General features: G+C 34.1%; 20 protein-coding genes. 8 read left to right on the top strand and 12 right to left on the bottom strand.

Going from position 1 to position 22,381, the window contains the following annotated elements:
• Positions 1–220 precede the first annotated feature (220 nt).
• The gene (locus SYN6308_RS13350) at positions 221–3,163 is read left to right on the top strand and encodes a response regulator (RefSeq protein WP_017294951.1); all 2,943 of its coding nucleotides are present in this window, start codon (positions 221–223) and stop codon (positions 3,161–3,163) included.
• A 453-nt stretch (positions 3,164–3,616) separates the two neighbouring features.
• Entirely contained in the window at positions 3,617–4,765 is a 1,149-nt protein-coding gene (urtC, locus tag SYN6308_RS13345) for an urea ABC transporter permease subunit UrtC (RefSeq protein WP_017294950.1), read from the top strand.
• Positions 4,766–4,858: 93 nt separating this feature from the next.
• On the opposite strand, the gene SYN6308_RS13340 is transcribed toward urtC, so the two are convergent.
• On the bottom strand, positions 4,859–5,230 hold the full coding sequence (locus SYN6308_RS13340; RefSeq protein WP_017294949.1) for a response regulator: 372 nt from the start codon (positions 5,228–5,230) through the stop codon (positions 4,859–4,861).
• 205 nt (positions 5,231–5,435) lie between these two features.
• On the bottom strand, positions 5,436–6,422 hold the full coding sequence (gene thiL / locus SYN6308_RS13335; protein WP_017294948.1) for a thiamine-phosphate kinase: 987 nt from the start codon (positions 6,420–6,422) through the stop codon (positions 5,436–5,438).
• 85 nt (positions 6,423–6,507) lie between these two features.
• Here thiL and SYN6308_RS22450 point away from each other — a divergent pair, with 85 nt between their 5' ends.
• Positions 6,508–7,254 carry a 4'-phosphopantetheinyl transferase family protein gene (locus SYN6308_RS22450; protein WP_017294947.1) on the top strand — a complete coding sequence of 249 codons (747 nt, stop codon included), beginning with the start codon at positions 6,508–6,510 and terminating at the stop codon, positions 7,252–7,254.
• A 1-nt stretch (position 7,255) separates the two neighbouring features.
• Positions 7,256–7,600 (top strand): hypothetical protein, encoded by a 345-nt coding sequence (locus SYN6308_RS22445; protein WP_017294946.1) that lies wholly within the window; start codon positions 7,256–7,258, stop codon positions 7,598–7,600.
• 185 nt (positions 7,601–7,785) lie between these two features.
• Here the strand turns inward: SYN6308_RS22445 and SYN6308_RS13320 are convergent, their stop codons facing one another.
• Positions 7,786–8,850, bottom strand: a complete 1,065-nt coding sequence (locus SYN6308_RS13320; RefSeq protein WP_017294945.1) for an LOG family protein — start codon at positions 8,848–8,850, stop codon at positions 7,786–7,788.
• A 70-nt stretch (positions 8,851–8,920) separates the two neighbouring features.
• Positions 8,921–9,244: a thioredoxin gene (gene trxA, locus SYN6308_RS13315; RefSeq protein WP_017294944.1), complete on the bottom strand. Its 324-nt coding sequence runs from the start codon at positions 9,242–9,244 to the stop codon at positions 8,921–8,923.
• 353 nt (positions 9,245–9,597) lie between these two features.
• On the opposite strand from trxA, the gene SYN6308_RS13310 reads away from it, so the two are divergent.
• On the top strand, positions 9,598–10,179 hold the full coding sequence (locus SYN6308_RS13310) for a chorismate lyase (protein ID WP_017294943.1): 582 nt from the start codon (positions 9,598–9,600) through the stop codon (positions 10,177–10,179).
• Positions 10,180–10,489: 310 nt separating this feature from the next.
• Here the strand turns inward: SYN6308_RS13310 and SYN6308_RS13305 are convergent, their stop codons facing one another.
• Together SYN6308_RS13305 and SYN6308_RS13300 are read right to left on the bottom strand one after the other, a co-directional pair.
• Complete coding sequence (locus SYN6308_RS13305; RefSeq protein ID WP_017294942.1) at positions 10,490–11,584, bottom strand: pyridoxal-phosphate-dependent aminotransferase family protein; 1,095 nt, start codon at positions 11,582–11,584, stop codon at positions 10,490–10,492.
• Between the two features lie 87 nt (positions 11,585–11,671).
• Positions 11,672–12,628 carry an RNA polymerase sigma factor, RpoD/SigA family gene (locus SYN6308_RS13300; RefSeq protein WP_017294941.1) on the bottom strand — a complete coding sequence of 319 codons (957 nt, stop codon included), beginning with the start codon at positions 12,626–12,628 and terminating at the stop codon, positions 11,672–11,674.
• Positions 12,629–12,993: 365 nt separating this feature from the next.
• On the opposite strand from SYN6308_RS13300, the gene rsfS reads away from it, so the two are divergent.
• The gene (gene rsfS, locus SYN6308_RS13295; RefSeq protein ID WP_017294940.1) at positions 12,994–13,407 is read left to right on the top strand and encodes a ribosome silencing factor; all 414 of its coding nucleotides are present in this window, start codon (positions 12,994–12,996) and stop codon (positions 13,405–13,407) included.
• A gap of 111 nt (positions 13,408–13,518) precedes the next feature.
• Positions 13,519–14,019, top strand: a complete 501-nt coding sequence (locus SYN6308_RS13290; RefSeq protein WP_017294939.1) for a CGLD27 family protein — start codon at positions 13,519–13,521, stop codon at positions 14,017–14,019.
• Between the two features lie 20 nt (positions 14,020–14,039).
• On the opposite strand, the gene SYN6308_RS13285 is transcribed toward SYN6308_RS13290, so the two are convergent.
• From SYN6308_RS13285 to hemH, 3 genes are all read right to left on the bottom strand, one after another.
• Complete coding sequence (locus SYN6308_RS13285; RefSeq protein ID WP_017294938.1) at positions 14,040–15,500, bottom strand: carotenoid oxygenase family protein; 1,461 nt, start codon at positions 15,498–15,500, stop codon at positions 14,040–14,042.
• 435 nt (positions 15,501–15,935) lie between these two features.
• Complete coding sequence (locus SYN6308_RS13280; protein ID WP_017294937.1) at positions 15,936–17,114, bottom strand: homocysteine biosynthesis protein; 1,179 nt, start codon at positions 17,112–17,114, stop codon at positions 15,936–15,938.
• Between the two features lie 240 nt (positions 17,115–17,354).
• Positions 17,355–18,518, bottom strand: coding sequence for a ferrochelatase (hemH, locus tag SYN6308_RS13275; protein ID WP_017294936.1), 1,164 nt, complete (start codon positions 18,516–18,518; stop codon positions 17,355–17,357).
• A gap of 312 nt (positions 18,519–18,830) precedes the next feature.
• On the opposite strand from hemH, the gene SYN6308_RS25550 reads away from it, so the two are divergent.
• The gene (locus tag SYN6308_RS25550; RefSeq protein ID WP_017294935.1) at positions 18,831–19,763 is read left to right on the top strand and encodes a copper resistance protein NlpE N-terminal domain-containing protein; all 933 of its coding nucleotides are present in this window, start codon (positions 18,831–18,833) and stop codon (positions 19,761–19,763) included.
• Positions 19,764–19,939: 176 nt separating this feature from the next.
• On the opposite strand, the gene SYN6308_RS13265 is transcribed toward SYN6308_RS25550, so the two are convergent.
• From SYN6308_RS13265 to SYN6308_RS13255, 3 genes are all read right to left on the bottom strand, one after another.
• Entirely contained in the window at positions 19,940–20,200 is a 261-nt protein-coding gene (locus SYN6308_RS13265; protein ID WP_017294934.1) for a DUF3493 domain-containing protein, read from the bottom strand.
• Positions 20,201–20,237: 37 nt separating this feature from the next.
• Entirely contained in the window at positions 20,238–20,624 is a 387-nt protein-coding gene (locus SYN6308_RS13260) for a DUF2358 domain-containing protein (RefSeq protein ID WP_017294933.1), read from the bottom strand.
• Positions 20,625–20,722: 98 nt separating this feature from the next.
• The gene (locus SYN6308_RS13255) at positions 20,723–22,213 is read right to left on the bottom strand and encodes a serine/threonine-protein kinase (RefSeq protein WP_017294932.1); all 1,491 of its coding nucleotides are present in this window, start codon (positions 22,211–22,213) and stop codon (positions 20,723–20,725) included.
• Positions 22,214–22,381 lie beyond the last annotated feature (168 nt).

The raw sequence follows: 22,381 nt of genomic DNA, 5'->3' as shown, positions 1-22,381 counted from the left end.
TCATCATTTTTAATAAATTTATTCAATAATCATAACTTTTTCATTATATTATTTACTGATTATATAGACATATTATGACTAGAGTTTTTACTGCTTATATTGAATTCGATCGAGAAACAAGTTTATAGCAATTATAATAATTACGAGGTACAAAACGCTCCCCCTAAATCCCCCAAGGGAGACTTGAGAATAATAAAATATTAGAACAATTTATAAAAATATGAACAAAAAAAACTTGAAGAATCCTAACTCTCAAAAATCAAAATCTAAACCGATTTTTTATGAGTCTTTAACCAGAAAAACTCTGATAAAAACTTTTATTTGGGTAGGAATAATTACTCTAATTTTTAATGGTTTAGGATTTCTATATTTAATAAGAAAAGTCAAAGAAAATACAATAAAAAATGTTCAAACTTATACTAATGTGGTGGTAAAAAAAGAAAGCGAAATCTTTTTACAAGCTGAAATTAATAACAATGCAATGAAAAAGATTTTAATAAGAGAATTAAATAATCCTACCTTTCAATATCGTGATAAATTTGATGATATTGTGGAAAAAAGAAATGATGGCACAATTCGCAATATTCTTCCTTTTAATTATGAATATGTACCCGGAGTTTTTCTAGGAAAAAATGTCATTATCAATGAAGAGATAAAAGAAAGAATTGTTGATTTTTTTGATATAGTCAAATCCTATGGTTTATCGTGGCAATTAAACTTCGTCAATACCTATATTCAAATTCCTGAAAATGGCATTGTAATTTATATGCCTAGTTATCCTTGGACGGAAAAAGCCGAGTCTGATAAAATTGTTACTACCGATGAGTCTTTTCAAATCACTACAAAGAAAAATAATCCTCAAAGAAAAACTGTTTGGACTAGCATTTATTATGATGCTACTCAAGATAATTGGATGGTTTCTAGTGTCACTCCCATTGATAATCCTCAAGGAGAACATATTGGTACTATTGGTCATGATATTCTCATTCAGGAATTACAAACCAGTACTTTACAAGAAAAAATTAATGGCACTGAAAATATTATATTCGATCGAAAGGGGAGATTTATTGTCCATCCTGATTTGATGAAAGAAATTAAGGAAAGTGACGGGAATATCAGCATCAATGATATGATCGACAAGAACATTCCCAGAGGTTACGATTGGGAAGTGTATTTGAAACTGATGAAATCCATTGATATTGACGGTCCTATTACGCCTTCTGTGGTAGTTCATAGTAAAAAAAATCAAGAGTATTACGTTGTCAGTCACATAGACGGACCCGATTGGTATTGGGTGACGATCGTACCTCAATCATGGCTAAATTCTCAAGTATTTATGATTGCTAGAAGCATGGTTGTAGTGGGGCTTTTATCTTTAACCGCCATTATTTTTATCATCTACTCCTTAATAAAAAAAGACATTGAAAAACCCCTCAAAGAATTAATGTCAGCCACAGAAATTGTGGCGGATGGAAACTTAGATTTTCAGATTGAAGTTAATCGCAAAGATGAGTTAGGGCATTTAGCATTTTTATTCAACTACATGGCTCAAAAATTACAAATGTCCTTTAATTCTTTAGCAAAAAATAATGAAGAATTAGAAAGTAGAGTCAAAAAACGCACTCAAGAATTAGAAAAAGCGAAGGAAATTGCCGAAGAAGCAAATCAGGCAAAAAGCTCTTTTTTGGCGAATATGAGTCACGAATTACGCACTCCTTTAAATGCCATTATTGGTTATGGAGAGTTATTGCAGGAAGAAGCCGAAGACATGGGGGAAGAAGAATTTGTGGAAGATTTGAAAAAAATACAGGGCGCTGGAAAACATTTATTAGGCTTAATCAATGACATTTTAGATATTTCTAAAATTGAAGCAGGAAAAATGGAACTGTACTTGGAACATTTTGAATTAAATAAAATAATTCAAGAAATTGTGATTACGATTCAACCCTTAATTGAGAAAAATAATAATACCCTTGAAGTTCATTATCCCGATGATTTAGGATTTATGACGGCGGATGTAACTAAAATTCGTCAAAATACCTTTAATTTGTTGAGTAATGCCAGTAAATTTACTCAAAATGGTACTATTACTATGACGATCGATCGATACCTTAAAGAAACTCAAGAATGGATTAGATTTGAGATCAAAGATACTGGTATTGGTATGAATCCGCAACAACAGGCTAAATTATTCAATGCCTTTTCTCAGGCAGATGCTTCTACTACCAGAAAATATGGTGGCACTGGTTTAGGCTTAACCATCACCAAAAAATTTACCGAAATGATGGGAGGTTACATTCTCCTTGACAGCGAAGAAGGAAAAGGAACTACATTTACGATTCATCTTCCCTCCGAAGTTAAAGACATCAAATCAGAAGTAACACAAGTTATGACCGAAAAGACTCAAGATAATTCCAACCTACAACAAACGAAAAAAATCCTCGTCATAGACGATGATATAAGTACCCATGATGTCATCTCTCGCTATTTAGCCAACGGCAATTTTGAGATTACTTCTACTACAGACCCTTCCGAAGCTCTACAGTTAGCTCGAAAAATTCAACCTAACGTCATTATTTTAGACGTGGTGATGCCTAAAATTGATGGTTGGTCTGTTTTGAGTGAACTAAAAGCAGACTCCGAATTATCCTCTATTCCAGTGATTATGGCAACTTTCTTGAGCGATCGAACGATGGGTTATACACTAGGTGCTACAGATTATTTGACCAAACCCTTAAATCAAAATCAACTCAAAACTATTTTAGATAAATATAACACCTTTTCTGAAAAAACCATCATGATCATCGACGATGATGAAACCACCCGTAAAATGATGAGACGATTATTAGAAAAAGAAGATTGGGAAGTAGTGGAAGCGCAAGACGGCGAAGACGGATTAAACAAAGTTAAAATCCATGCGCCTCAATTAATTCTCCTTGATTTAATGATGCCTAAAATAGATGGTTTTCAATTTGTCAATCTTTTAAGACAAAATCTTGAATGGGCAAAAATTCCCGTGATTATTATTACAGCAAAAGACTTGAGTGAACAAGAACGACAAAACTTAAATCATTATGCCCAAGATATTATCAAAAAAGGTGCGTACGATCGACAACGGCTACTCCAAGAAATCCATTCCTTAATCGAAAAAGCCACATCTTAACAATAAACAATTAAAGGTAAGTACTAATCCTAAATCAAAGGCTAGTTGATTTTTATTAGTAACATGATGCGAGAGACGACGATACTTAGGGATTGCCTCATAGTCTTTATCGATTAGGGAGATAGGAGTTAGGAGACAGGAGATAGGAGAAATACTGAAACATCAAGGTTTTGATGCTGTTAATAGATAGAATGAGTATAGTTGTATTTAAAAAAATAAGGTTAAAAGTGTTGAATTTTTGAATAAAAATCCTTAAAACTGCACACTTTTTGGTTAATGTATTATGCCTAAACTGTTGATTTTAATAGCTTTCTGAGTTATTCAGCAAACCCTACTCAATGAACCACAATCGTACTCAAATAAATGTATCAGTTTTTACTAAATATAAAGCCAAATCTTTCCATAATATGAAAGTCAAATTGCACATCAAACTTATTTAGACGGTAACAAAAAATGGTAAGTAGTACCTTATCTCAAATCAAGCAAAATAAAAAACAAAAACTATGGATAGAAATAGGAGTAACTATCGGGGTTGTTATTCTCTTGTCAATAATTTTACCCCTTATCCTCAGTCAATTTCGATTACAGTTACTGGGAAGAATTTTAGCTTTAGCCATCGTTGCGTTAGGAATTGATTTGATTTGGGGTTATACAGGATTACTCAGTTTAGGGCATGGCATTTTCTTCGCCTTGGGGGGTTATGCCTTTGCTATGCACCTCAAGTTACAATTACCAGAAGGGCAATTACCAGAGTTTTTCAACCTTTATGGGGTGACGGAATTACCTTTTTTTTGGAAACCTTTTTACTCTTTTCCCTTTACGGTTATCGCTGTCTTCGTTATTCCTGCTATCGTGGCAGGATTATTAGGTTACTTGGTTTTTCGTAACCGCATCAAAGGGGTATATTTTTCCATTCTGACTCAGGCAGCGTTGATTGTTTTTTATAACTTTTTTAATGGGCAACAAAAGTTAATTAATGGTACTAATGGACTCAAAACCGATACCGAGGAAATTTTTGGAGTTTTAGCGAGTTCACAAACAGCACAATCAGCATTTTATCAATTTACCATTGTTTTTCTTGTTTTGTCTTATCTTCTCTGTCGTTGGCTGACTAGCGGTAGATTTGGGCGTTTGTTAGTGGCGATTCGAGATGATGAAAATAGAGTAAGATTTTCCGGATATGATCCCACATGGTTTAAAGTTGTAGTTTTTGCTATCTCTGGAGCTATTGCAGGAGTGGCAGGGGCGTTATACACTATGCAAACGGCTATTATTACTCCTAGTATAATGGAAGTGGCATTTTCGATCGAGATGGTGATATGGGTAGCAGTAGGGGGGAGAGGAACACTTTTAGGAGCAATTATTGGTACGATATTAGTAAGATTTGGACAGAGTTTTCTCAGTGAAAAATTCCCTGATATATGGTTATTCTTTCAAGGGGCGCTATTTTTAATCGTGGTGACAATTTTGCCCAACGGGATTGTTGGTTGGTGGCAAAATTGGGCATGGCTAAAACTAAAATCTATCTTGGGGTTACAACCAGCTTTAATAACTTATCCCGCCGTTGAAGAAATAAAAGAAGAAAGCGAAATAGGTAGGTAATGGGTAATGGGTAATGAGTAATGGGTAATGGGTAATGAGTAAAAAAGATTTTAGGTGTTAATTCTCAATTCTCAATTCTCAATTTTCCATTAGTTAAACGTTGTGTTTAAGTAAATATTTAATGGTTTTAAGCAACTCCATAGTTTTGAAAGGCTTGATAATATAAGCGTCAGCACCTTGTTTTGTTGCCCAATGAATATCAAAATCTTCCCCTTTTGTCGAACAAATAATTACAGGCACTTTCTCTGTATTGGGGTTTGTTTTTATCCAGCGACACAATTCATAGCCATTCATTTCGGGCATAACTACGTCTGTAATGACGAGGTTAAACTTCTCTTTTTCCATAATTTTGATTGCTTCTACCCCATTAATGGCTTCTGTTACCTGAATATTAAACTGCTTTAGTGCTTCGCAGATCACTTCTCTGGGAGTATGATTATCATCAACAACTAAAATTCTAATCATGATTTGATTAACACTTGAAAGATTATAGGGAGTAGATAGACTGAATAATTATAGGGTAAATTAGTTATGGAATATTTGTCTAGCTTGTAATAGCCACACTGCCCATGCTAAATTGATTCAATTATAACATAAACCTGTACCATGCTGATTTATCGATTTTCCAAAAAGGTTTCCCAAAAAAAATAAGGGGTTTTTGTCATAAAAGCTAAAAATGTTGATATGTTTTCTTTTGATTTAACAAAAGTCTTGGGTAAACATTTTCTTCATCTACCAATTGTATCTTACAGGGGGTTGTTATTTCTCCAATAATTTGACATTCTTGGGGACATTTTTCGATTAACTGTTTCGCTATATCTGAATTGACACATAAGACTAATTCAAAATCTTCTCCGCCGTATAATAACCAATCTAAAGCGGTATCAAAGTTCGTTATTTCTAAGATAGCTGAGTCTAGGGGGATTTTTCTTAAATTGACGATCGCACCCACTTTACTTTTTTCACATATCTGTATAATAGCATCTGCTAAACCATCACTGCTATCCATACCCGTAATTGTTTTGTTAGACTTCATTTCAGAAAGGCTTTTAATGATGTCTAAACGAGGTTTAGGGTACTGGTGGGCAAAAATGACCTTTTCTCTGGTTTGTTGCCTGACATGACTATATTTTTCGGGATAGAGCAAGATTTCTAACCCCGCCCTTGATAATCCATGATTGCCTGTAATTACGATCGAGTCTCCCGGTTGGGCAGTATGACGATAGATAGCTTCACTTTCGGTTACTTCCCCTAATGCTGTAATGGCGATGGTGTTGACGATCGAACTTGTGACATCTCCTCCTATAATAGTACAGTTAAAGGAATTTAAACATTGTTGCATACCTTGATAAACGGCTTCTACCCAACTAACTTCGGTATCTTTTCTCAGGGATAAACCCACGGTGATGGCTTTGGGTGTGCCTCCCATAGCGGCTATATCGGAAAGATTTGCTGTTACTGCCCGATAACCGATGGCATGGGGAGGAGTTGTTTGATGACTAAAATGCACATTCTCCACTAAAATATCGGTGGTGACAACTAATTTTTTATCTTTGTTAATGTCTAAAATTGCACCATCATCACCATTTTTGGCTCGATCGCAATATTGGTATATGATAGTTAATAATTGATGCTCTCCTATATCTTTTATTTGCATATTGAGGAAAATTGAGAATTGAAAATTGAGAATTGAAAATTAATAAGCCATTCAAAATTATTCAGCTACTCTTAAATAGAATTAAATGACAGAAATTCCATCGAATCATCACATTATAAAGGAAAATAGTGTTGATATTTGGTTACTCAATATAGAAGATTTTATCTTGACAAACGATCGAGATTATTTAAGTATCTTATCGGAAGATGAACAAGAAAAGTATCATAATTTTAAGATTACTTTACAGCGCGATCGATTTTTAATTAACAGAGCAAATTTAAGACTTATTTTAGCTAAATATTTAAACATTAATCCTCAAGAAATTGTTTTTAACTATAGTGATAAAGGAAAACCTAGTCTTAATTTTAACATTCATCCTGACAAAATCTACTTTAATCTATCCCATAAAAATAATTATACTGTTTATGGTATTGGGCAATATAATTTAGGCATTGACTTAGAAAAAATTGATGATAAAGTCAAGATAGAAAACATCGCTAAACGTTTTTTTTGTCCTCAAGAATATGAACATTTAACCCTATTAAAAGAGGAAGATAAACCTGCTTATTTTTTTACATTGTGGACGATAAAAGAAGCCTATTTAAAATCGATCGGGCTAGGATTATCAGGGGGTTTAGATAGTATTTATATTGAAGATATAGGAGATAATCATAACTATCAAATCCTCAATAATCAAGGTAAAAAATTAGAGCATTGGATGAGCAAAACATGGAATATCCTAGATAATTATATTCTTAGTATTGCGGTGAATAAGTTAGAATATCAATCAAATCAATCTTTGGTTTTTAATTTTTTTACTATGGATAAATGAGATGATTAAACAAAATTTTAATAGCTTAATTTGGATAGTGATAACTTTGTTCTGGGGATGCACTTCTACCCCAATATTAAGTCAAGATAATAGTACTTTAACTAGAGGAATTGTTAAGGAATTAGTTAATGGCGATTTGATGTGTTATGTTACTTTAATCGATGAAAATGGAGATGAAAATATTATTGGTGCTAGTTTTGAAATTTGTGAACAACCTGAAAAATATTTGGATAAAAAAGTCAATTTAACCTATGAATTAGCTAATATTAATGATTGTGAAAGTAACGAACCTTGTGGTAAAACTCGTCAAGAATTAATTATTATCAAAATGGATTCGATCGAATAAGAGTTAATATGGCAGTATTGTTAACAAATCAAAAAATATCCTAATAGACATCTCCAAAAAATATTTTTTACCAGTTTGTAGTAAGGGTTTTAACCCTAATTTTAATAATTATTAGAGAAGTCTAATGCCCTAATTCTTATTAATATTTACTCCTAACTCCTTTCTCCTCTTAAATAACCCTTATATTAACGATATTGTGGTGGACAATAGGGATAGTTTTCACAAGAAAAAGTATTAATTAAATTAATCATTTGATAGAGACGACTAAATTTTCTCGGTTGTAAATATAAGCCTATTTGGGGTAAAGAAATATTTTCTTGTTTGAGTTTTTTTGGCGCAGGTATTAATTCAATTTTGCCCTTAATTAAGATGTCTTGAAATTCCAAATTTAATTGTTCAATTTGGTTAGTAGTTAAATCATAATTTAATTTTATGACAAATAAATCTTTCACATAACGACAAGAATGATATACTCGATAAAATTGTTGAATAATCTCACAAGCAGTGGCAATATTATCAGTAATAGTATAAATTTGGGTATCTTCGGGTTGAATATAACCACCTTCTAAAAGATGTTCACAAATATAGTTATGCCAACTATGCCAATAGTTTCCTTGGGGTTTATCCATTAAGACTAAGGGAATGGGAGGTTGTCGCCCTGTTTGACAGAGGGTAATCGTTTCAAAAGCCTCGTCTTGTGTACCAAACCCTCCGGGGAATAATACGATCGCATCACTCTCTTTTAAAAAGAATAATTTACGGGTAAAAAAGTACTTAAATCTAATCAATTTAGGATCATTTTTGATAAAAGAATTAGGACTTTGTTCAAAGGGTAATTTAACATTTAAACCAAAGGAATTATCAGGAGTTGCCCCTTCATTTCCTGCCGCCATAATTCCTCCTCCAGCGCCAGTTAAAACCATAAATCCAAAGGTAGTTATTTCATGGGCAAATGCCTTCGCTAATTCATATTCAGGGGATTCGATGGGCGTTCGAGCAGAGCCAAAAATAGTAACTTTACGAGAGTTTCGATAAGCATAAAAAACTCGAAATCCTTTTTCTAAATCCTTTAAAGTAGCACTTAAAATCTTCCACTCTAAGGAGTCTATTTCATCTTTTTTGACAATTTTTGCTAAAGTTTTTAAACTTCTTTTTAACCATTTATTACCACTATAATCAGGCAAACTTGATAATATATTTTCGAGATTCATAGCAGAATCTATAATGTTTTTCTGTTTCAATAAAGACATTTTTTCCCCATAAAAAAATCCCACGTCATCAAAATAATTAACGTGGGTAATGTGATTTTGTTAAGATTTCTTAAAGATGCTTTTCCAATGTATTAGAAAGAGTAGTTTTAGGTACTGCACCTACTACCATTTCTAATTTTTGTCCACCTTTAAAAACCATCAGGGTAGGAATACTACGAATTCCATACTGACTGGCAATTTGAGGATTTTCGTCAGTGTTTAGTTTGACAACTTTGACTTTACCTTCATATTGTTGAGCGATTTCTTCGACAACGGGTGCTACCATGCGACAAGGACCACACCAAGGAGCCCAAAAATCGACTAATACGGGTAATTCACTATCTAAAACTACTTCTTTAAAATCCGCTTCTTTTACTTCTGTCACTTCCGACATTTTGCTTTATTCCTTAACTAGATTATTTGCATTTAAAATACTATCAGATTTTACCATAGCAAATAATGGTGGTCTTGCTTTCGATTATTTCTATAAGTTTACAATTACAGTAAAAATATGGGTGTTAAATGCCATAATCCTTAATGTAGTTAAAATTAAACAAAAGAAATCCGTCTCTACCTTATCAGCAAAGACGGTTTATGGTGTGAGGAGTGAACGGAAACTATGTCTCCGCCATCTTTATTGTAACGTACTTTTGGCTATGACTAGCTTTCAATTTAGTTCTTTATTTATCCCCCTGAAACGCTCGATCGTTGTTAAGATAAATATTAAGTTTTGTAAAGTGTAAGAAAATGAGAACTCGATCGAACACAACCCTTAAAACATGGCACAAATTAACCCCTATTTGGCAAGGGGGGGAGGAATTAGTCAAAATAGGTTTACCCCATAGTCAACTTTCGCCCCCATGGCAGATACTATTATTAGGAGATGGTTCACCCACTAGACACCTGAGATTACTTACAAGTGAAACCATCGAAGTTGATGTAATTGATATGTCTTTGATCGGTGATGATTTAGATAACGCTCCCATGGGTATAGAAAAAATACCATCACCTCGATTAAGAAGACAGGTATGGTTAAAAACCGCCAGTGGACAAATTTTAGCCTATGCCACTTCTTGGTGGGAAGCGAGTCATGTTGACGAATATTTACAAAATCGTAGTTTGCCCATTTGGGAAAGTTTATCTCGATTACATACAGAATTATATAGAGATATTCAAGGAATTTATTATGGAGAGTCGGAGGCATTAGAGGAAGGATTTAAGGAAAAAGGCGCTTTTTGGGGGCGACATTACTTATTTTGGCACTCTGGGAAGCCTTTAACTCTGATTTATGAGGTTTTTTCTCCTTATCTATCGAAATATTTGGGATAAAGGGAGGTGTTAGGTAGGGGTTGTCTCATAGTCTTGATTCGGCAGTTAGGAGACAGAAGACAGGAGATAGGTTAAAGAATGAAAAATCAAGGTTTTGAGGCTTCGCATAATACCTCAAAAATATAGATATGTTACTAAAATAAGGTCAAAAGTGTCGAATTTTTGAATAAAAATCCTTAAAACTGAGCACTTTTTGGTTAATGTATTATGCCTAACCCCTTGATTTTAATAGCTTTCTGAGTTATTCAGCAAACCTTAATTAGAAGAGTAGGTAATGATTAATTGTTAATTGTTAATTATTAATTATTAATTAACCTAAAATTTCTAAGGTTTCTTTTAAGGAGGCTAAGGCGCTTAAAACATCTCTTTCCGATACAAAGCCTAAATGTCCCATACGGAAAATTTTACCAGTTAAATGATCTTGTCCACCTGCTAAAATAATGTCATATTTTTTGCGCATAGTCGATCGAATGGCTTCCGCATCATGTTTATCAGGGATAACCGCCGTAATCGCTAAAGCAGCGGCTTCGTCACTAGCGTATAAAGGTAAACCTAAAGCCTTAACTCCCTCACGACAGATTTTTGTTAAGCGTTTGTGTCTGTCAAAAATATTTTCTAAGCCTTCCTCTTTCATCATTTGCAAAGATGCTTGTAACGCATACATCAAATTAATGGCAGGGGTGAAAGGTGAGCTATTTTTACCGTTTGCTTTCTTGTAAGGTAATAAATCTAAGTAAAATTTAGGTAAATCAGAAGTTTTATGAGCTTCCCATGCCTTATCACTTACCGCAACAAAACCTAAGCCGGGGGGAATCATATAACCTTTTTGTGATCCAGAAGCTACCACATCTAAGCCCCATTCGTCAATAGGTACATTTACTGCCCCTAAACTGGTGACGGCATCCACAATAATGAGGGCTTCACCGTGGGCTTTAACGTGTTTGTTGATGGTTTCTAAGTCGTTTAAAACCCCTGTGGAAGTTTCAGAATGGGTAATAATGACGGCTTTGATTTTTTTCTCGGTATCGGCTTCTAATTTTTCCCTAAAATCTTCAGGGTTGAGTTGTTTACCCCATTCGGCGGTAATTTCTTCTACATCTAAACCGAAGGCACGACTTAAAATCCCCCATCTTTCCCCAAATTTACCATTGTTTCCGACTAAAACTCGATCGCCCTTACTCAAGAAGTTAATAATACCAGCTTCCATCGCTCCTGTACCCGAAGAGCATAAAGTGAGTACTTCATTTTTAGTTTGATGTAACCACTTCAAATTCTCATTTAATTCCCCAATAATATTGCTAAAATCACCGCTACGATGCCCGATGGGGTGTTTCGCCATCGCTAACAATACTCTTTCAGGTACAGGTGTAGGACCTGGAATCATCAACATTAATTTATCTTGCATATTTTTTTTATCCTTTTGATACAGTAAATAATTATCAGTTAATAGTGTATAGTTTTTTATTCCTCATTCCTAATTCCTCATTCCTCATTAACTGGCGATATATTCCTCAACGACTTCTTTGCGTTTGCGTAATTTAGTTAAGGCTTCTCTTTCGATTTGTCTAACTCTTTCACGGGAAATACTAAGAATTTCACCTATTTTTGAGAGGGTTAAGGGTTTACCATCATCTAAGCCATAGCGTAATCTAATTACATCTTGTTGTTGTTGAGTTAATTCTGACATCATGCGATTTAAGTCAAATTGAAGACATGAATAGTCAGTGTAATCATCGGGGGATTGTCCGGGGTCTTCTAATAATTCTCCTAATTCTGTATCGTTATTATCCCCTACTTTGAGGTCTAAGGAAAGAGGTTGACGAGCTTTACCTAAATATTCTCTTACTTGATCTGGTGTTAATTCTAGCGCTTCTGATAACTCGACGATCGTAGCGGGGCGCCCTTTTTCTTCGGAGAGTTTTCTTTGGGTTTGACGAATTTTATTTAATTTTTCTGTAATATGTAAGGGCAAACGAATAGCTCTACTTTTCTCAGCAATGGCTCTAGTAATGGCTTGACGTATCCACCAATAGGCATAGGTAGAGAAACGATAACCTTTGGTGGGATCAAATTTTTCGACACCTCTTTGCATTCCGATCGTACCTTCTTGAATTAAGTCTAACAGATCAAGGTTGCGCTTGAGATATTTTTTGGCGATCGAAACTACAAGACGTAAATTCGCCTCTACCATTTTGCGCTTAGCTTTTTCACCTTGACTGATTTTTATATCTAAATTTTTTTCGCTAATTTTTGCTGTGTCAGCCCATTCACTTTTAGAAGGCTCTCGATCGAGTTTTTTTTTCAAGGCTTCCCGTTTTTTTTCTAGGGCAACTAACTCTTGAATATGTTTAGCTAAAATAATTTCTTCCTCTTGAGAGAGCAGGGGAATCCTACCAATTTCTTTGAGGTAAACACGAATCGTATCAATATTTTTAGGTAAGGGTTGCATAATTGAATATAAATTTATCGCAGATTAGTTAATAATATATAGGGAACTAAAATTATACAGAATAATGTGTAAAGGTCAACAAATTTTTGCACTTTTATTCATAAAAATACTTTTGTTGCTGAAAATCAACCTTGTCTAACTCGGATTAGTTACGGCATAATAGGAAAGTTGACCTTTTATCATCATAGAGCATAGATTTAAGTTTTGTAAAACTTTTTTTTGACTCTGATGTCCATACCTGATTTAATGGAACTTCTGAGAAAAAGAATAAATGTCTTCTGTTATACCATTTTTTGGTTCGATCGTATCCTATCCAATCAACAATTCTCAGATATAATCGTAAAAAAGAGATTAAAATAATTTGAATGACTAAATCACATTTACAATTTGATAACTATTCCCCTGAACAAGAAATTAATTCATCTATCAATTACACCAGTAAAGAGTTAGCTTTAGTTATTGCTGATGCCGGAGACGATCGAAAAGCTGATAACATCATCCTCTTAAATGTCGAAAAAATGTCCTATTTAGCAGACTATTTTGTGATTATGACAGGTTTTTCCCAACCTCAATTACGAGCTATTTCTGTTTCGATCGAAGATAAAGTATATGAAAAGTTTAATCGTATTCCTGTAAGAATAGAAGGAAAAAACGAAGGAAATTGGGTTTTGCACGACTACGGTGATGTTATCGCTCATATTTTCTTACCCGAAGCCCGACAATTTTATGACTTAGAGGCTTTTTGGGGAGGAGCAGAAAAAACAGTTTTTAAGAATTAAGAATTAAGAATTAAGAATTAAAAATTAAGAATTAACAATTAAGAATTAACAATTAACACCCTAATATCCTATTACTCACCCTCACCATTTTGCTTAGATGTTTCCTAGCTTATGACTGAATCTACCACATTTTGTCCGGTTCCGATCGAACAACAACCCATTAACGAATATCAAGAGTTAGCACAATCATGGTTTTTTTCTTGGGTAAAACTACCAAAATGGCAATTTGCTCGTAAATTAACATGGGTAGCTAGTGCCAGTTTATTTGTTTGTGCTCCTATTTCCGCAGCGAGTTTTCCCCCCGAAGAAACTTTTTTGACTTTTTTTATCTGTAGTCTTTTAGGTGCATCTTTATTTGTGGGATTTATCTTGATTCGTTTATATTTGGGTTGGAAATATATCGCCGATCGACTCAAAAAAACTAAGATAGTATATGAGGAATCTAGTTGGTATGATGGACAAGTGTGGGAAAAACCCCTTGAATTTTATCGCCGTGATCAATTAATCTTTCAATATCAGGTACAACCATTACTGCAAAAATTAAAAAAGAGTCTTATTTCACTACTTATCATCATGGTTATCGGTATTTTAATTGTCTGGTTAATCAGTTAATAATTTCCATCGTCTTCTAACTAATGATAACTGCCATGTAATCCGTAGGGGATATGTTGTTTTAAATGCAAAGTTGCCACAGGTTGACTAATATCCTTACCATCGAATATAACTAAATCTGAACGATGATGACGAGAATCATAAATTAAATTTAATACCCAACCATCATCCTCAGAAACCCCATTCTCTTTAGGTATAAATACTGGCTCACCGACAAAACCTTTTGGAGCAAAAGAATATAATTGTTCTTCTTTGGTCACTAAATCTAGTTTCAATAGGGCTTGTAAAGGAGCGTTATTTGTGGGATGATCCGTTGCACCGATGAAGATATAACGGTAATCTCTGCCTACATTGTCAGGATGAATATAGGGAAATTCCACACAACGCTGATTAATTAATTCTTTAGTAACTTTTTTCGTGGCTAAATTTAGTTTAAATCGCCATAGTTGCCCCGGTGCAAGTTTATTAAAGTCAACTTCTTTATAACTGTTATCAGGATCAATTTGACTTAACTGAGCATAACACACAGAATCCACCACTATTTCTTGATTATTGATTTCAAAGGCATTGCTATGGTGAAAAATAAATCCTGCTTCGGTTTCGAGGGTAATTACTTTCTCATGGGGTGCATGACGAGGAATTAAAATAATTTTGGTGGGTTTACTGTTATCGAAATCAAGGCATTCTCCAGCGCCTTTAAAACCAAAAACGAAGGGTAAAGGATTATAGCTAGTAGGATTCTGAAAAAAGATGCAATAGTTAGGAGTAATCACAAAATCATGGATAAAGCAAAATCCGGGGGTTTTATGGCTATACTGTTGGATGATTTTCCCTAATTCGTCAAATTCATAGAGATTAATCGTACTGGAAACTCCTTCTTGTTTGATGCCAAAATTGACTAAAGATGGTTTACCATGATTAAATTGAGAGTGTCGATCGATCCTAGGGTGGGCGCTAAATACATCACCTTTTTGTAGAATGCCGTCTAAGTTATCTAAACCGATGGTTTCCAAATTATCTGGATTAAGACGATAAGGGTGTGCCGCTTCCCATAATGCCAACAACTTATCTCCCCAATAAATAACATTAGTATTAGCAATATTTTTAACTCTGATGTCAAATAAGTTAGCTAACCACCCCCCCGGTTTTTGACTACCAAAAACACCTCGATAGAGCATTTTACCCGCTTTTTGCTCTTCTAAATATTCTTTAGTTTTCACAAAACGATTACGGAAAAAGCAACTCCCATTATTGAAGCTGAAAGAGCAAATCATACCATCACCATCGAAAGGATGTTGTAAAGGTGTACCGTGAACGTCTAATAATCCGGGTCCATTGCGGTATAATGTGCCTGATAAGTCTGAAGGTATCTCCCCTTCGATGTCATCAATAACATAGTCTAATTCTTGATACTGGGATTCATAACCTTGTCGCCAGTCGGTTAAGGAGTATGATTGAGATGATTTTTCCAACTGTTGCATGGTAAATAATTAATTAAGAGTTCGTAGTAAGGGTTTTAACCCTTATGATGTTCATTATGGTCGATGTCTAATGTTCATTTAATTATCATAGCAGTTATATCAAATTTCTTTAAATACTCAGTGATCAGTATTCGTTAAATTATAGTTAGTAGTAAAGTTTTTAAGGCTTATTAATCAATGGCTAATTAGGGTTTGCTGAATAACTCAGAAAACTATTAAAATCAAAGGTTTAGACATAATACATTAGTGAAAAAGTGCGCCGTTTTGAGGATTTTTATTCAAAAATTCGACACTTTTGACCTATTTTTTTATACAACTATACTCATTCTATCTATCAACAGCATCAAAATCTTGATGTTTCAGTATTTCTCCTATCTCCTGTCTCCTGACTCCTTTCTCCTATCCTCATCAAAAGACTTTTTCAGCAACCCCTAATTAAATTACGCCATCTTGGGAGACAAAAGTTCGATCGAGCGGTAAGGGGGCAACGGGTTCAGATATGGTAAAATTACGATCTAAAATCCATTGTTTGAGGGTTTGGGCGACTTTATTACTCAAATACATACTAGCCACGGAAGCCACTCGCACAGTTTGACCTTCTATTTTAATCTTACCATGTTTCAACTGAGCATAGTTAACTAAACCAAAACTAGGGCGCACCCGTCGAGGAATGGAAAAATCGACTACAGGGGCGACAATATCTTCATCCTGTACGGCACAACGCTCGATGATTTTCTCGTTTAACACGGGGAAAGGAATGCCTACTCCTAACATTAAGGATGGTCCATAATTTTTGAAATAACAACCCCTTACCCATTCCTGAGACATTTTTTTTGCATCCCCAACTAAGGCTAAAGTTGATGCTGGTCCTATGGGTGTATCGTTCGGCAATCTTTTTTGTAATGGGAAATGTTGCGTTCCTTCCCAGACAATCATCCCCTGCGCTCCCCCCAAAAATATTTTACTACCAATGCCCACTACTTCTAAGTTGGGATCATTTAACAAGGGTGACATAGCACCAATACTACTGTAAACGGCGTTACCTAAACGGGGTAATAGTGGTCCTAAATAAGTATATAACTGTCGATCGCCCCCATTCACTCCCACGATGAAATTTTGGTATAAATTACGAGGATTATATAAGTAAAACTGATTTATTGTGTCGATGGAGATGGAGGATTCAAAGGAAGCACGAGGATAACAGTCCGTAACTTGTCCGATGGCTTTTACGGTGACAGATTTACCAGCAATGAGATTTTCAATGACATGAGAACCACCTTTTTCTGGTAAGGGTGAATTGTCGTGATCATGAATAGGATTATAGCTAGTATGGGCAGTCGCTCCTAGATAAAGATCAACCGCTCCAAATCCTGCGTAGGCGGGAACTCCATCTAGCCAACATTCCCTAATTTTCATGGGGGGATCAGTATGTCCTAAGTTCAAAATTGCCCCTGATGACTCCATCGGTTCAAATGTGCCAGTACAAATTACATCATATTTTTCATAAGTTTTTTTAATACCCAATTTTTTGACTTGGGTTTTTAATTCCTCGATCGTGCATACATTGGCTTTTCCGTCAAGAATTTTCTCGTTAATTTGTTCGATCGTGCGCATAAAATTAGGTAAATTTATAGAATTGTCGGAAAATATTGAATAGAGAAAGAACCTAAATATCTAATAATAATCAATTACCTTGTATTGAACTTACTCCAGAGATTTTCATTATACCATTAACAAAAACCTGAAAACTTCGAGATTTATTTTCCTTTAAAGATAAATAACAACCTATTTATGACTATATGTGCTGATTTTTTTCAAAAAATTGATTAATTGTTAATTGCTAATTATTAATTATTATAAAATACCGATAAAGTGTAAAGGACCATGTCCACTAATGATTTCCACCATCAAGCCTAAAAAGCCTAACATAGCCAGTCTTCCATTCCAAACTTCAGCGGCACTGGTTAAGCCCCATTCCCATTTTTCTTGGGGATACATCTTCATATTTTTCTTAGGATGGGTAACTTCATCAAAGCGTAAAGGATTTTTCTCTAAGGCTTGGGTAGTAAGATTGCTCAAAGCGTCGATAAACATGGGATGAGTATTCAAGGCAGGTACACGTTTAAAATTGGTAATACCCACTTCTTCGGCGACTTCCCTATATTCGAGATCAATTTCTTGTAATGTCTCTATATGTTCAGATACAAAGCTAATGGGTACAACTAACAAATCTTTGATATTTTGTTCCCCTAATTCGTGCAATGCGTCTTCGGTATAGGGTTTTAACCATTCTACAGGACCGACTTTACTTTGATAAGCCAAAGTGTGAGGATTCCCTGTATTCAGGGTTTTCATGATTAATTCGGTACATTCTTCAATTTCTATTTGATAAGGGTCTCCCGCTTCGGTAACATAGGTTTTAGGTACACCATGCGCACTGAAGAAGATATGTACTCCATCAGGGTTCGTAAATTGTTGTAATTCCTGTCGAATTAAGTCCGCCATAGCTTCTAAATATCCTTGATGATTATGCCATGAGGATATTAAAGTATATTCGACATTTTTGAGATCAGGGTCTGTTTTCCACATTTCCTCTAAGACTCGAAAACTTGAGCCACTGGTACTAATGGAAAATTGAGGATATAGGGGTAAGATAACTAATTTTTCAATGTTATCTTTTTTGATCTGCTCGATCGCTTCCTCCGTAAAAGGATGCCAATAGCGCATTCCCACATAAACTTGAATGTCGATACCTTGTGCTGATAAATTAGATTGTAAGGCTTGAGCTTGAGCTTCGGTTATCTGTAATAAAGGTGAGCCTCCGCCGATTTCTTTATAATTTGCTTCCGATTTTTTACTGCGAAGGGTTGAAATTAGCCAAGCAAGGGGCTTTTGTAACCAAGGAAACGGTAAACGGATGATTTCGGGATCTGAGAATAAATTATATAGGAAAGGACGTACATCCTCTAATTTTTCTGGACCACCTAAGTTTAATAATAATACGCCTGTACGACCCATGATATTAATATTTTAAATTTTAAATTTTCTTTACTAAGTGTAACAATATATTATTGCTAGTTTAAGTTTATTAGCAAAATTGACAATTTACCAAGATTAATCTGAAAAATCGGGAAACTTTCATGAGTTTTTTGTTTCAATTCGTAATAATTTGATGAAATTGTATTAATCGCTTCATTTTAAACTTACCATTTTAATTATAAAACTTTATTGCTAATTATTCTCAATATTTTTTTTTGAGAGATGTAAAGAAACTTTTTTGAAGAAAAAACGTCTAGGGAATAAAACAATTAGATAAAAATCATTCAGACTATGAAAAATCGATCGATCCTAATTTCCCTCAGTTTATTAACGGCATTATCTTTAAGTCATTATATTTTGCCTTCTCAAGCAGAGATGACAATGGAGTCAGATAAAAACACTATCACAGAAACTGTAGGGGATACGAGCGCTAATTCCTTAGATTGGAATGGTACTTATCAAGGTATGATTCCTTGTGCTAGTTGTGAGGGAATAAAAACGACTCTTACCCTCAATCAAGACCTTTCTTATGTAATGTCCACAGAATATGTTGGGAAAAGTGAAGAAGTATTGGAAGTCAAAGGTACTTTTAAATGGAATAACGCAGGAAATACGATCTCTTTAGATAGTGTTAAAGATGCCCCTAATCAGTTTCTTGTGGGTGAAAATATGCTTTTTCAACTGGATATGGAAGGTAATAGAATTACTGGAGATTTAGCAGATAAATATATACTTACGAAAGTTCAAGAAACAGAAGTTACCGAAAAATCAGAGGCAATAGAAGCAACAGAAGTAACTGATACTGCTGAACTAGAAAATAAAGAAGAAACAGAAAAACCTGATGTCATGGAAAATTCAGATGGGGATGAAGTCAGTTTGATAAATACTCGTTGGGAATTAACGGAGATTATGGGGAAACCAGTAACGAAAGGGGAAAATCAAAAAGAAGCAATGTTTATCATGTTTGATAGTGAAAATAAACGAGTCAATGGTTTTGGCGGTTGTAATAATTTTATGGGAGGTTTTGAGATGAAAGAAGGCAATGTGATTAGTTTTGCGCCATTGGCTTCTACAATGATGGCTTGTGAGAATATGGAAATGGAGGCTAATTTTATGCAGACTTTACAACAAGTTGATAATTTTGCCATGAAGGATAATGTTTTGAGTTTGAATAAAGCTAAAATGTCTCCGTTGTTAAAATTTTCTGCGGTGACAGATAAATAGGGGTTGTCTCATAGTCGAATGATGAAGACAGGAGATAGGAGACAGGATATAGGCGATTTATGGTGAAACCATTACCCCGCAAAGAAATAAATTTCATTGTTCATAGCACAACTCTACTAAAGTGAGTTAATTTCCTTTAAAAATATTCATTTTTTTAATAATTGATTTTTAATTTCTCATTTTTCTTTCCTATTTTCTAGTTTAAATAAGAATATCATTAAGGCAATAACGCTAATTTGAATTAATAAATTAGGGATATTATTCGAGATATTTTTACCAGCAATTATTTGGACAAAAAAGATAAAAGCTCCGATCGCACCTGATGCACCAAAACCAAAATAGATAAATTTTCTTAATCCTTTATAGGGTTTTTCGGCTTCGGCTTTTAGGTATTTATATTGCTCAGAATTTAGATTTTTTTTCGGTGGATTATTCATAATTTTTAAATGTTTAAATCAATTTTACTAATATCTCCTAACTTCTATTTCCTATTTTAAAGTGTTGTTTAATTAAATCCCATTTAGAAATATACCAATAGTCATAATGACCGATAATTAAGTTATTTTTTAATTTCAACTCACTTCTACCAGAAACTGAAACAAAAGGTTGCCAAGGTAAAGGGCTATTCCATGACATTGTCCAACGGGTATCTATTTGATTTTCTATTTCAGTAATTTCATGTAATTCTAAGTGCAAATTTTTAAACCATTTACTTAAAAAAGTAATCATTTTTTGATATTTTTGAATGCCATAAAAATTGTAAATAGGGTCTTTAAAATGGACGTTTTTAGCATAAATACTAAAGGTTTGATTTTGGGGAAATTGACGATAATCTTCGGTAATTATATCTAGTAAGTTCATATATAAGTGATTAAATTTTGATTGATTTATAATTATTTATTTTATCTTCTACCTGCTATTTTACACTCTCATTTAAAAAACTCTGAGGGAAACTTTAATTAACCATGAATTTCTTGTGTGTTGCTTTTTTCAATTTCTAAAAGAATTTTAGGTTTTAATTGTTCTAAATCTTCTTTTAATTTTTTCCTACTAATTACGGCTTCGTCATTGTGATTTATATTCAACATATTACTCACGGAAGCCCATTGTTTAAGGTTAGTTCTTTGTTTTAACATGACAGTAAATGATAATAAATCTTGAGATTTATGAGGATTTCCTAAGGCATAAAATAATAAGAAATATTTTTTAGAGTCACTTAATAGATTAACCATTTGTTGACCAATTTTTGTTTTTAAATCTAAGTAACAAGGCAACCAACGAGCGCCTTCTTCGGGGCTGTATAATACTGTTAACCATAAAATCATCGGATGGGGATAACTTTGAAATAAGAATTGATTATAACGAATATTATTTTTTCTTTCTTTAATATCTTTACTCTCTAACATTGTACAAACACTGGGATATACTTTGTGATCAAAAAGAAAAATACGAGGAAAAACTATTTTTTGTTGTGGTTTATTTTCTGGCCATTTACTATTCAATAAAAATGCTTCTAAGGGGAGTTTTTTATTATTAATAGATGTGGTATTTTGTGTATGAGATTCATGATTTATTTTTCGTGCGATCGCCTCTATTCTTTGGGTAATTTCTCCGACACTTTGAGGGCGATTATTAGGAGATTTTTCGAGACATTTAAGGATTAATTTTTCTAATTCTGGAGGAATTTTTAAGTCGGGGGGAAAACTAGCGGGCGTTAATTCGGTATGTGCTTTATACCATTCTGAAACAGAGTTGATTTCTATGTTCCAAGGATATTTTTTTGCTAGTATGAAATACATTACCATACCCAAACTATAAATATCTGATCTGTTATCCAAGTCTTGCCCTTGTATTTGTTCTGGAGAACAATATCTTGGTGTACCCATAAAGGCTTCAGTGTCACCTTTGTCATCGGTGATTAATTTTGCGATGCCAAAATCTAGTATTTTGAGGATTTGTTTTCCTGTCTCGTCTTCAATTAGGAATATATTACTAGGTTTTAAATCTCGGTGAATGACAGGACAAATTTCTCCTTCAAAAAAAATACCATTATGTGCTGTTTCCATTGCTCGACACATTTGAGAGGCAAAGTCTAAGAATTGTAATATAGAAACATTATGTATTTCAATGAAGTCATCAAGATTTTCCCCATTGAGGTATTCCATGACGTAGAAAGGTACTTTATTTTCATCTACGCCGTAGTCTGTGACTTTAACAATGTTGTCACTTCTTTCTGATAGTAAAGCGCTAACGGTGGCTTCTCTTTGAAATCGTTTAATCATTTTCATGTCGTCTAAAGCCTTCGACAAAATTTTGATGGCGACATTTTGCCTTTTAGATACGGTGTCTTCGGCACGATAGACTATGCCCATTGCTCCGTGACCAATTACTTCTTGTAGTTGGTAACGTTGTACTAATAAGTTTTCCCTAGATAAATCACCCTGACTCATAGTAATTTAGATGGTTTTGTTTTTCATTATAGAGTGTTCTTAGTTTTCCCTCATTTCTTTTTTTTGTATCATTTTTTTGAGTTCGATCGAAAATCGTGAGAAATTGTGACATTCTTGGTTATAATTTCTGAAGGATCGATCGAGAATAGTTGTTAATTCTCTATGTTC

This window comes from Geminocystis herdmanii PCC 6308, assembly GCF_000332235.1.
GTDB classification, from domain to species: domain Bacteria; phylum Cyanobacteriota; class Cyanobacteriia; order Cyanobacteriales; family Cyanobacteriaceae; genus Geminocystis; species Geminocystis herdmanii.
The sequence above is the reverse complement of the archived record's forward strand: the minus strand, read 5'-3'. Positions and strand labels throughout refer to the sequence as shown.

What these genes read in the sequence shown, in the direction of transcription:
- SYN6308_RS13280 (WP_017294937.1), bottom strand. Translation starts at nt 17,114, where the DNA reads ATGCGCACGATCGAACAAATTAACGAGAAAATTCTTGACGGAAAAGCC.
- trxA (WP_017294944.1), bottom strand. Translation starts at nt 9,244, where the DNA reads ATGTCGGAAGTGACAGAAGTAAAAGAAGCGGATTTTAAAGAAGTAGTT.
- hemH (WP_017294936.1), bottom strand. Translation starts at nt 18,518, where the DNA reads ATGGGTCGTACAGGCGTATTATTATTAAACTTAGGTGGTCCAGAAAAA.
- SYN6308_RS13255 (WP_017294932.1), bottom strand. Translation starts at nt 22,213, where the DNA reads ATGAGTCAGGGTGATTTATCTAGGGAAAACTTATTAGTACAACGTTAC.
- SYN6308_RS25550 (WP_017294935.1), top strand. Translation starts at nt 18,831, where the DNA reads ATGAAAAATCGATCGATCCTAATTTCCCTCAGTTTATTAACGGCATTA.
- rsfS (WP_017294940.1), top strand. Translation starts at nt 12,994, where the DNA reads ATGACTAAATCACATTTACAATTTGATAACTATTCCCCTGAACAAGAA.
- SYN6308_RS13300 (WP_017294941.1), bottom strand. Translation starts at nt 12,628, where the DNA reads ATGCAACCCTTACCTAAAAATATTGATACGATTCGTGTTTACCTCAAA.
- SYN6308_RS13320 (WP_017294945.1), bottom strand. Translation starts at nt 8,850, where the DNA reads ATGTCTTTATTGAAACAGAAAAACATTATAGATTCTGCTATGAATCTC.
- SYN6308_RS13285 (WP_017294938.1), bottom strand. Translation starts at nt 15,500, where the DNA reads ATGCAACAGTTGGAAAAATCATCTCAATCATACTCCTTAACCGACTGG.
- SYN6308_RS22445 (WP_017294946.1), top strand. Translation starts at nt 7,256, where the DNA reads ATGATTAAACAAAATTTTAATAGCTTAATTTGGATAGTGATAACTTTG.
- SYN6308_RS13350 (WP_017294951.1), top strand. Translation starts at nt 221, where the DNA reads ATGAACAAAAAAAACTTGAAGAATCCTAACTCTCAAAAATCAAAATCT.
- SYN6308_RS22450 (WP_017294947.1), top strand. Translation starts at nt 6,508, where the DNA reads ATGACAGAAATTCCATCGAATCATCACATTATAAAGGAAAATAGTGTT.
- SYN6308_RS13340 (WP_017294949.1), bottom strand. Translation starts at nt 5,230, where the DNA reads ATGATTAGAATTTTAGTTGTTGATGATAATCATACTCCCAGAGAAGTG.
- SYN6308_RS13290 (WP_017294939.1), top strand. Translation starts at nt 13,519, where the DNA reads ATGACTGAATCTACCACATTTTGTCCGGTTCCGATCGAACAACAACCC.
- SYN6308_RS13260 (WP_017294933.1), bottom strand. Translation starts at nt 20,624, where the DNA reads ATGAACTTACTAGATATAATTACCGAAGATTATCGTCAATTTCCCCAA.
- SYN6308_RS13310 (WP_017294943.1), top strand. Translation starts at nt 9,598, where the DNA reads ATGAGAACTCGATCGAACACAACCCTTAAAACATGGCACAAATTAACC.
- urtC (WP_017294950.1), top strand. Translation starts at nt 3,617, where the DNA reads ATGGTAAGTAGTACCTTATCTCAAATCAAGCAAAATAAAAAACAAAAA.
- thiL (WP_017294948.1), bottom strand. Translation starts at nt 6,422, where the DNA reads ATGCAAATAAAAGATATAGGAGAGCATCAATTATTAACTATCATATAC.
- SYN6308_RS13265 (WP_017294934.1), bottom strand. Translation starts at nt 20,200, where the DNA reads ATGAATAATCCACCGAAAAAAAATCTAAATTCTGAGCAATATAAATAC.
- SYN6308_RS13305 (WP_017294942.1), bottom strand. Translation starts at nt 11,584, where the DNA reads ATGCAAGATAAATTAATGTTGATGATTCCAGGTCCTACACCTGTACCT.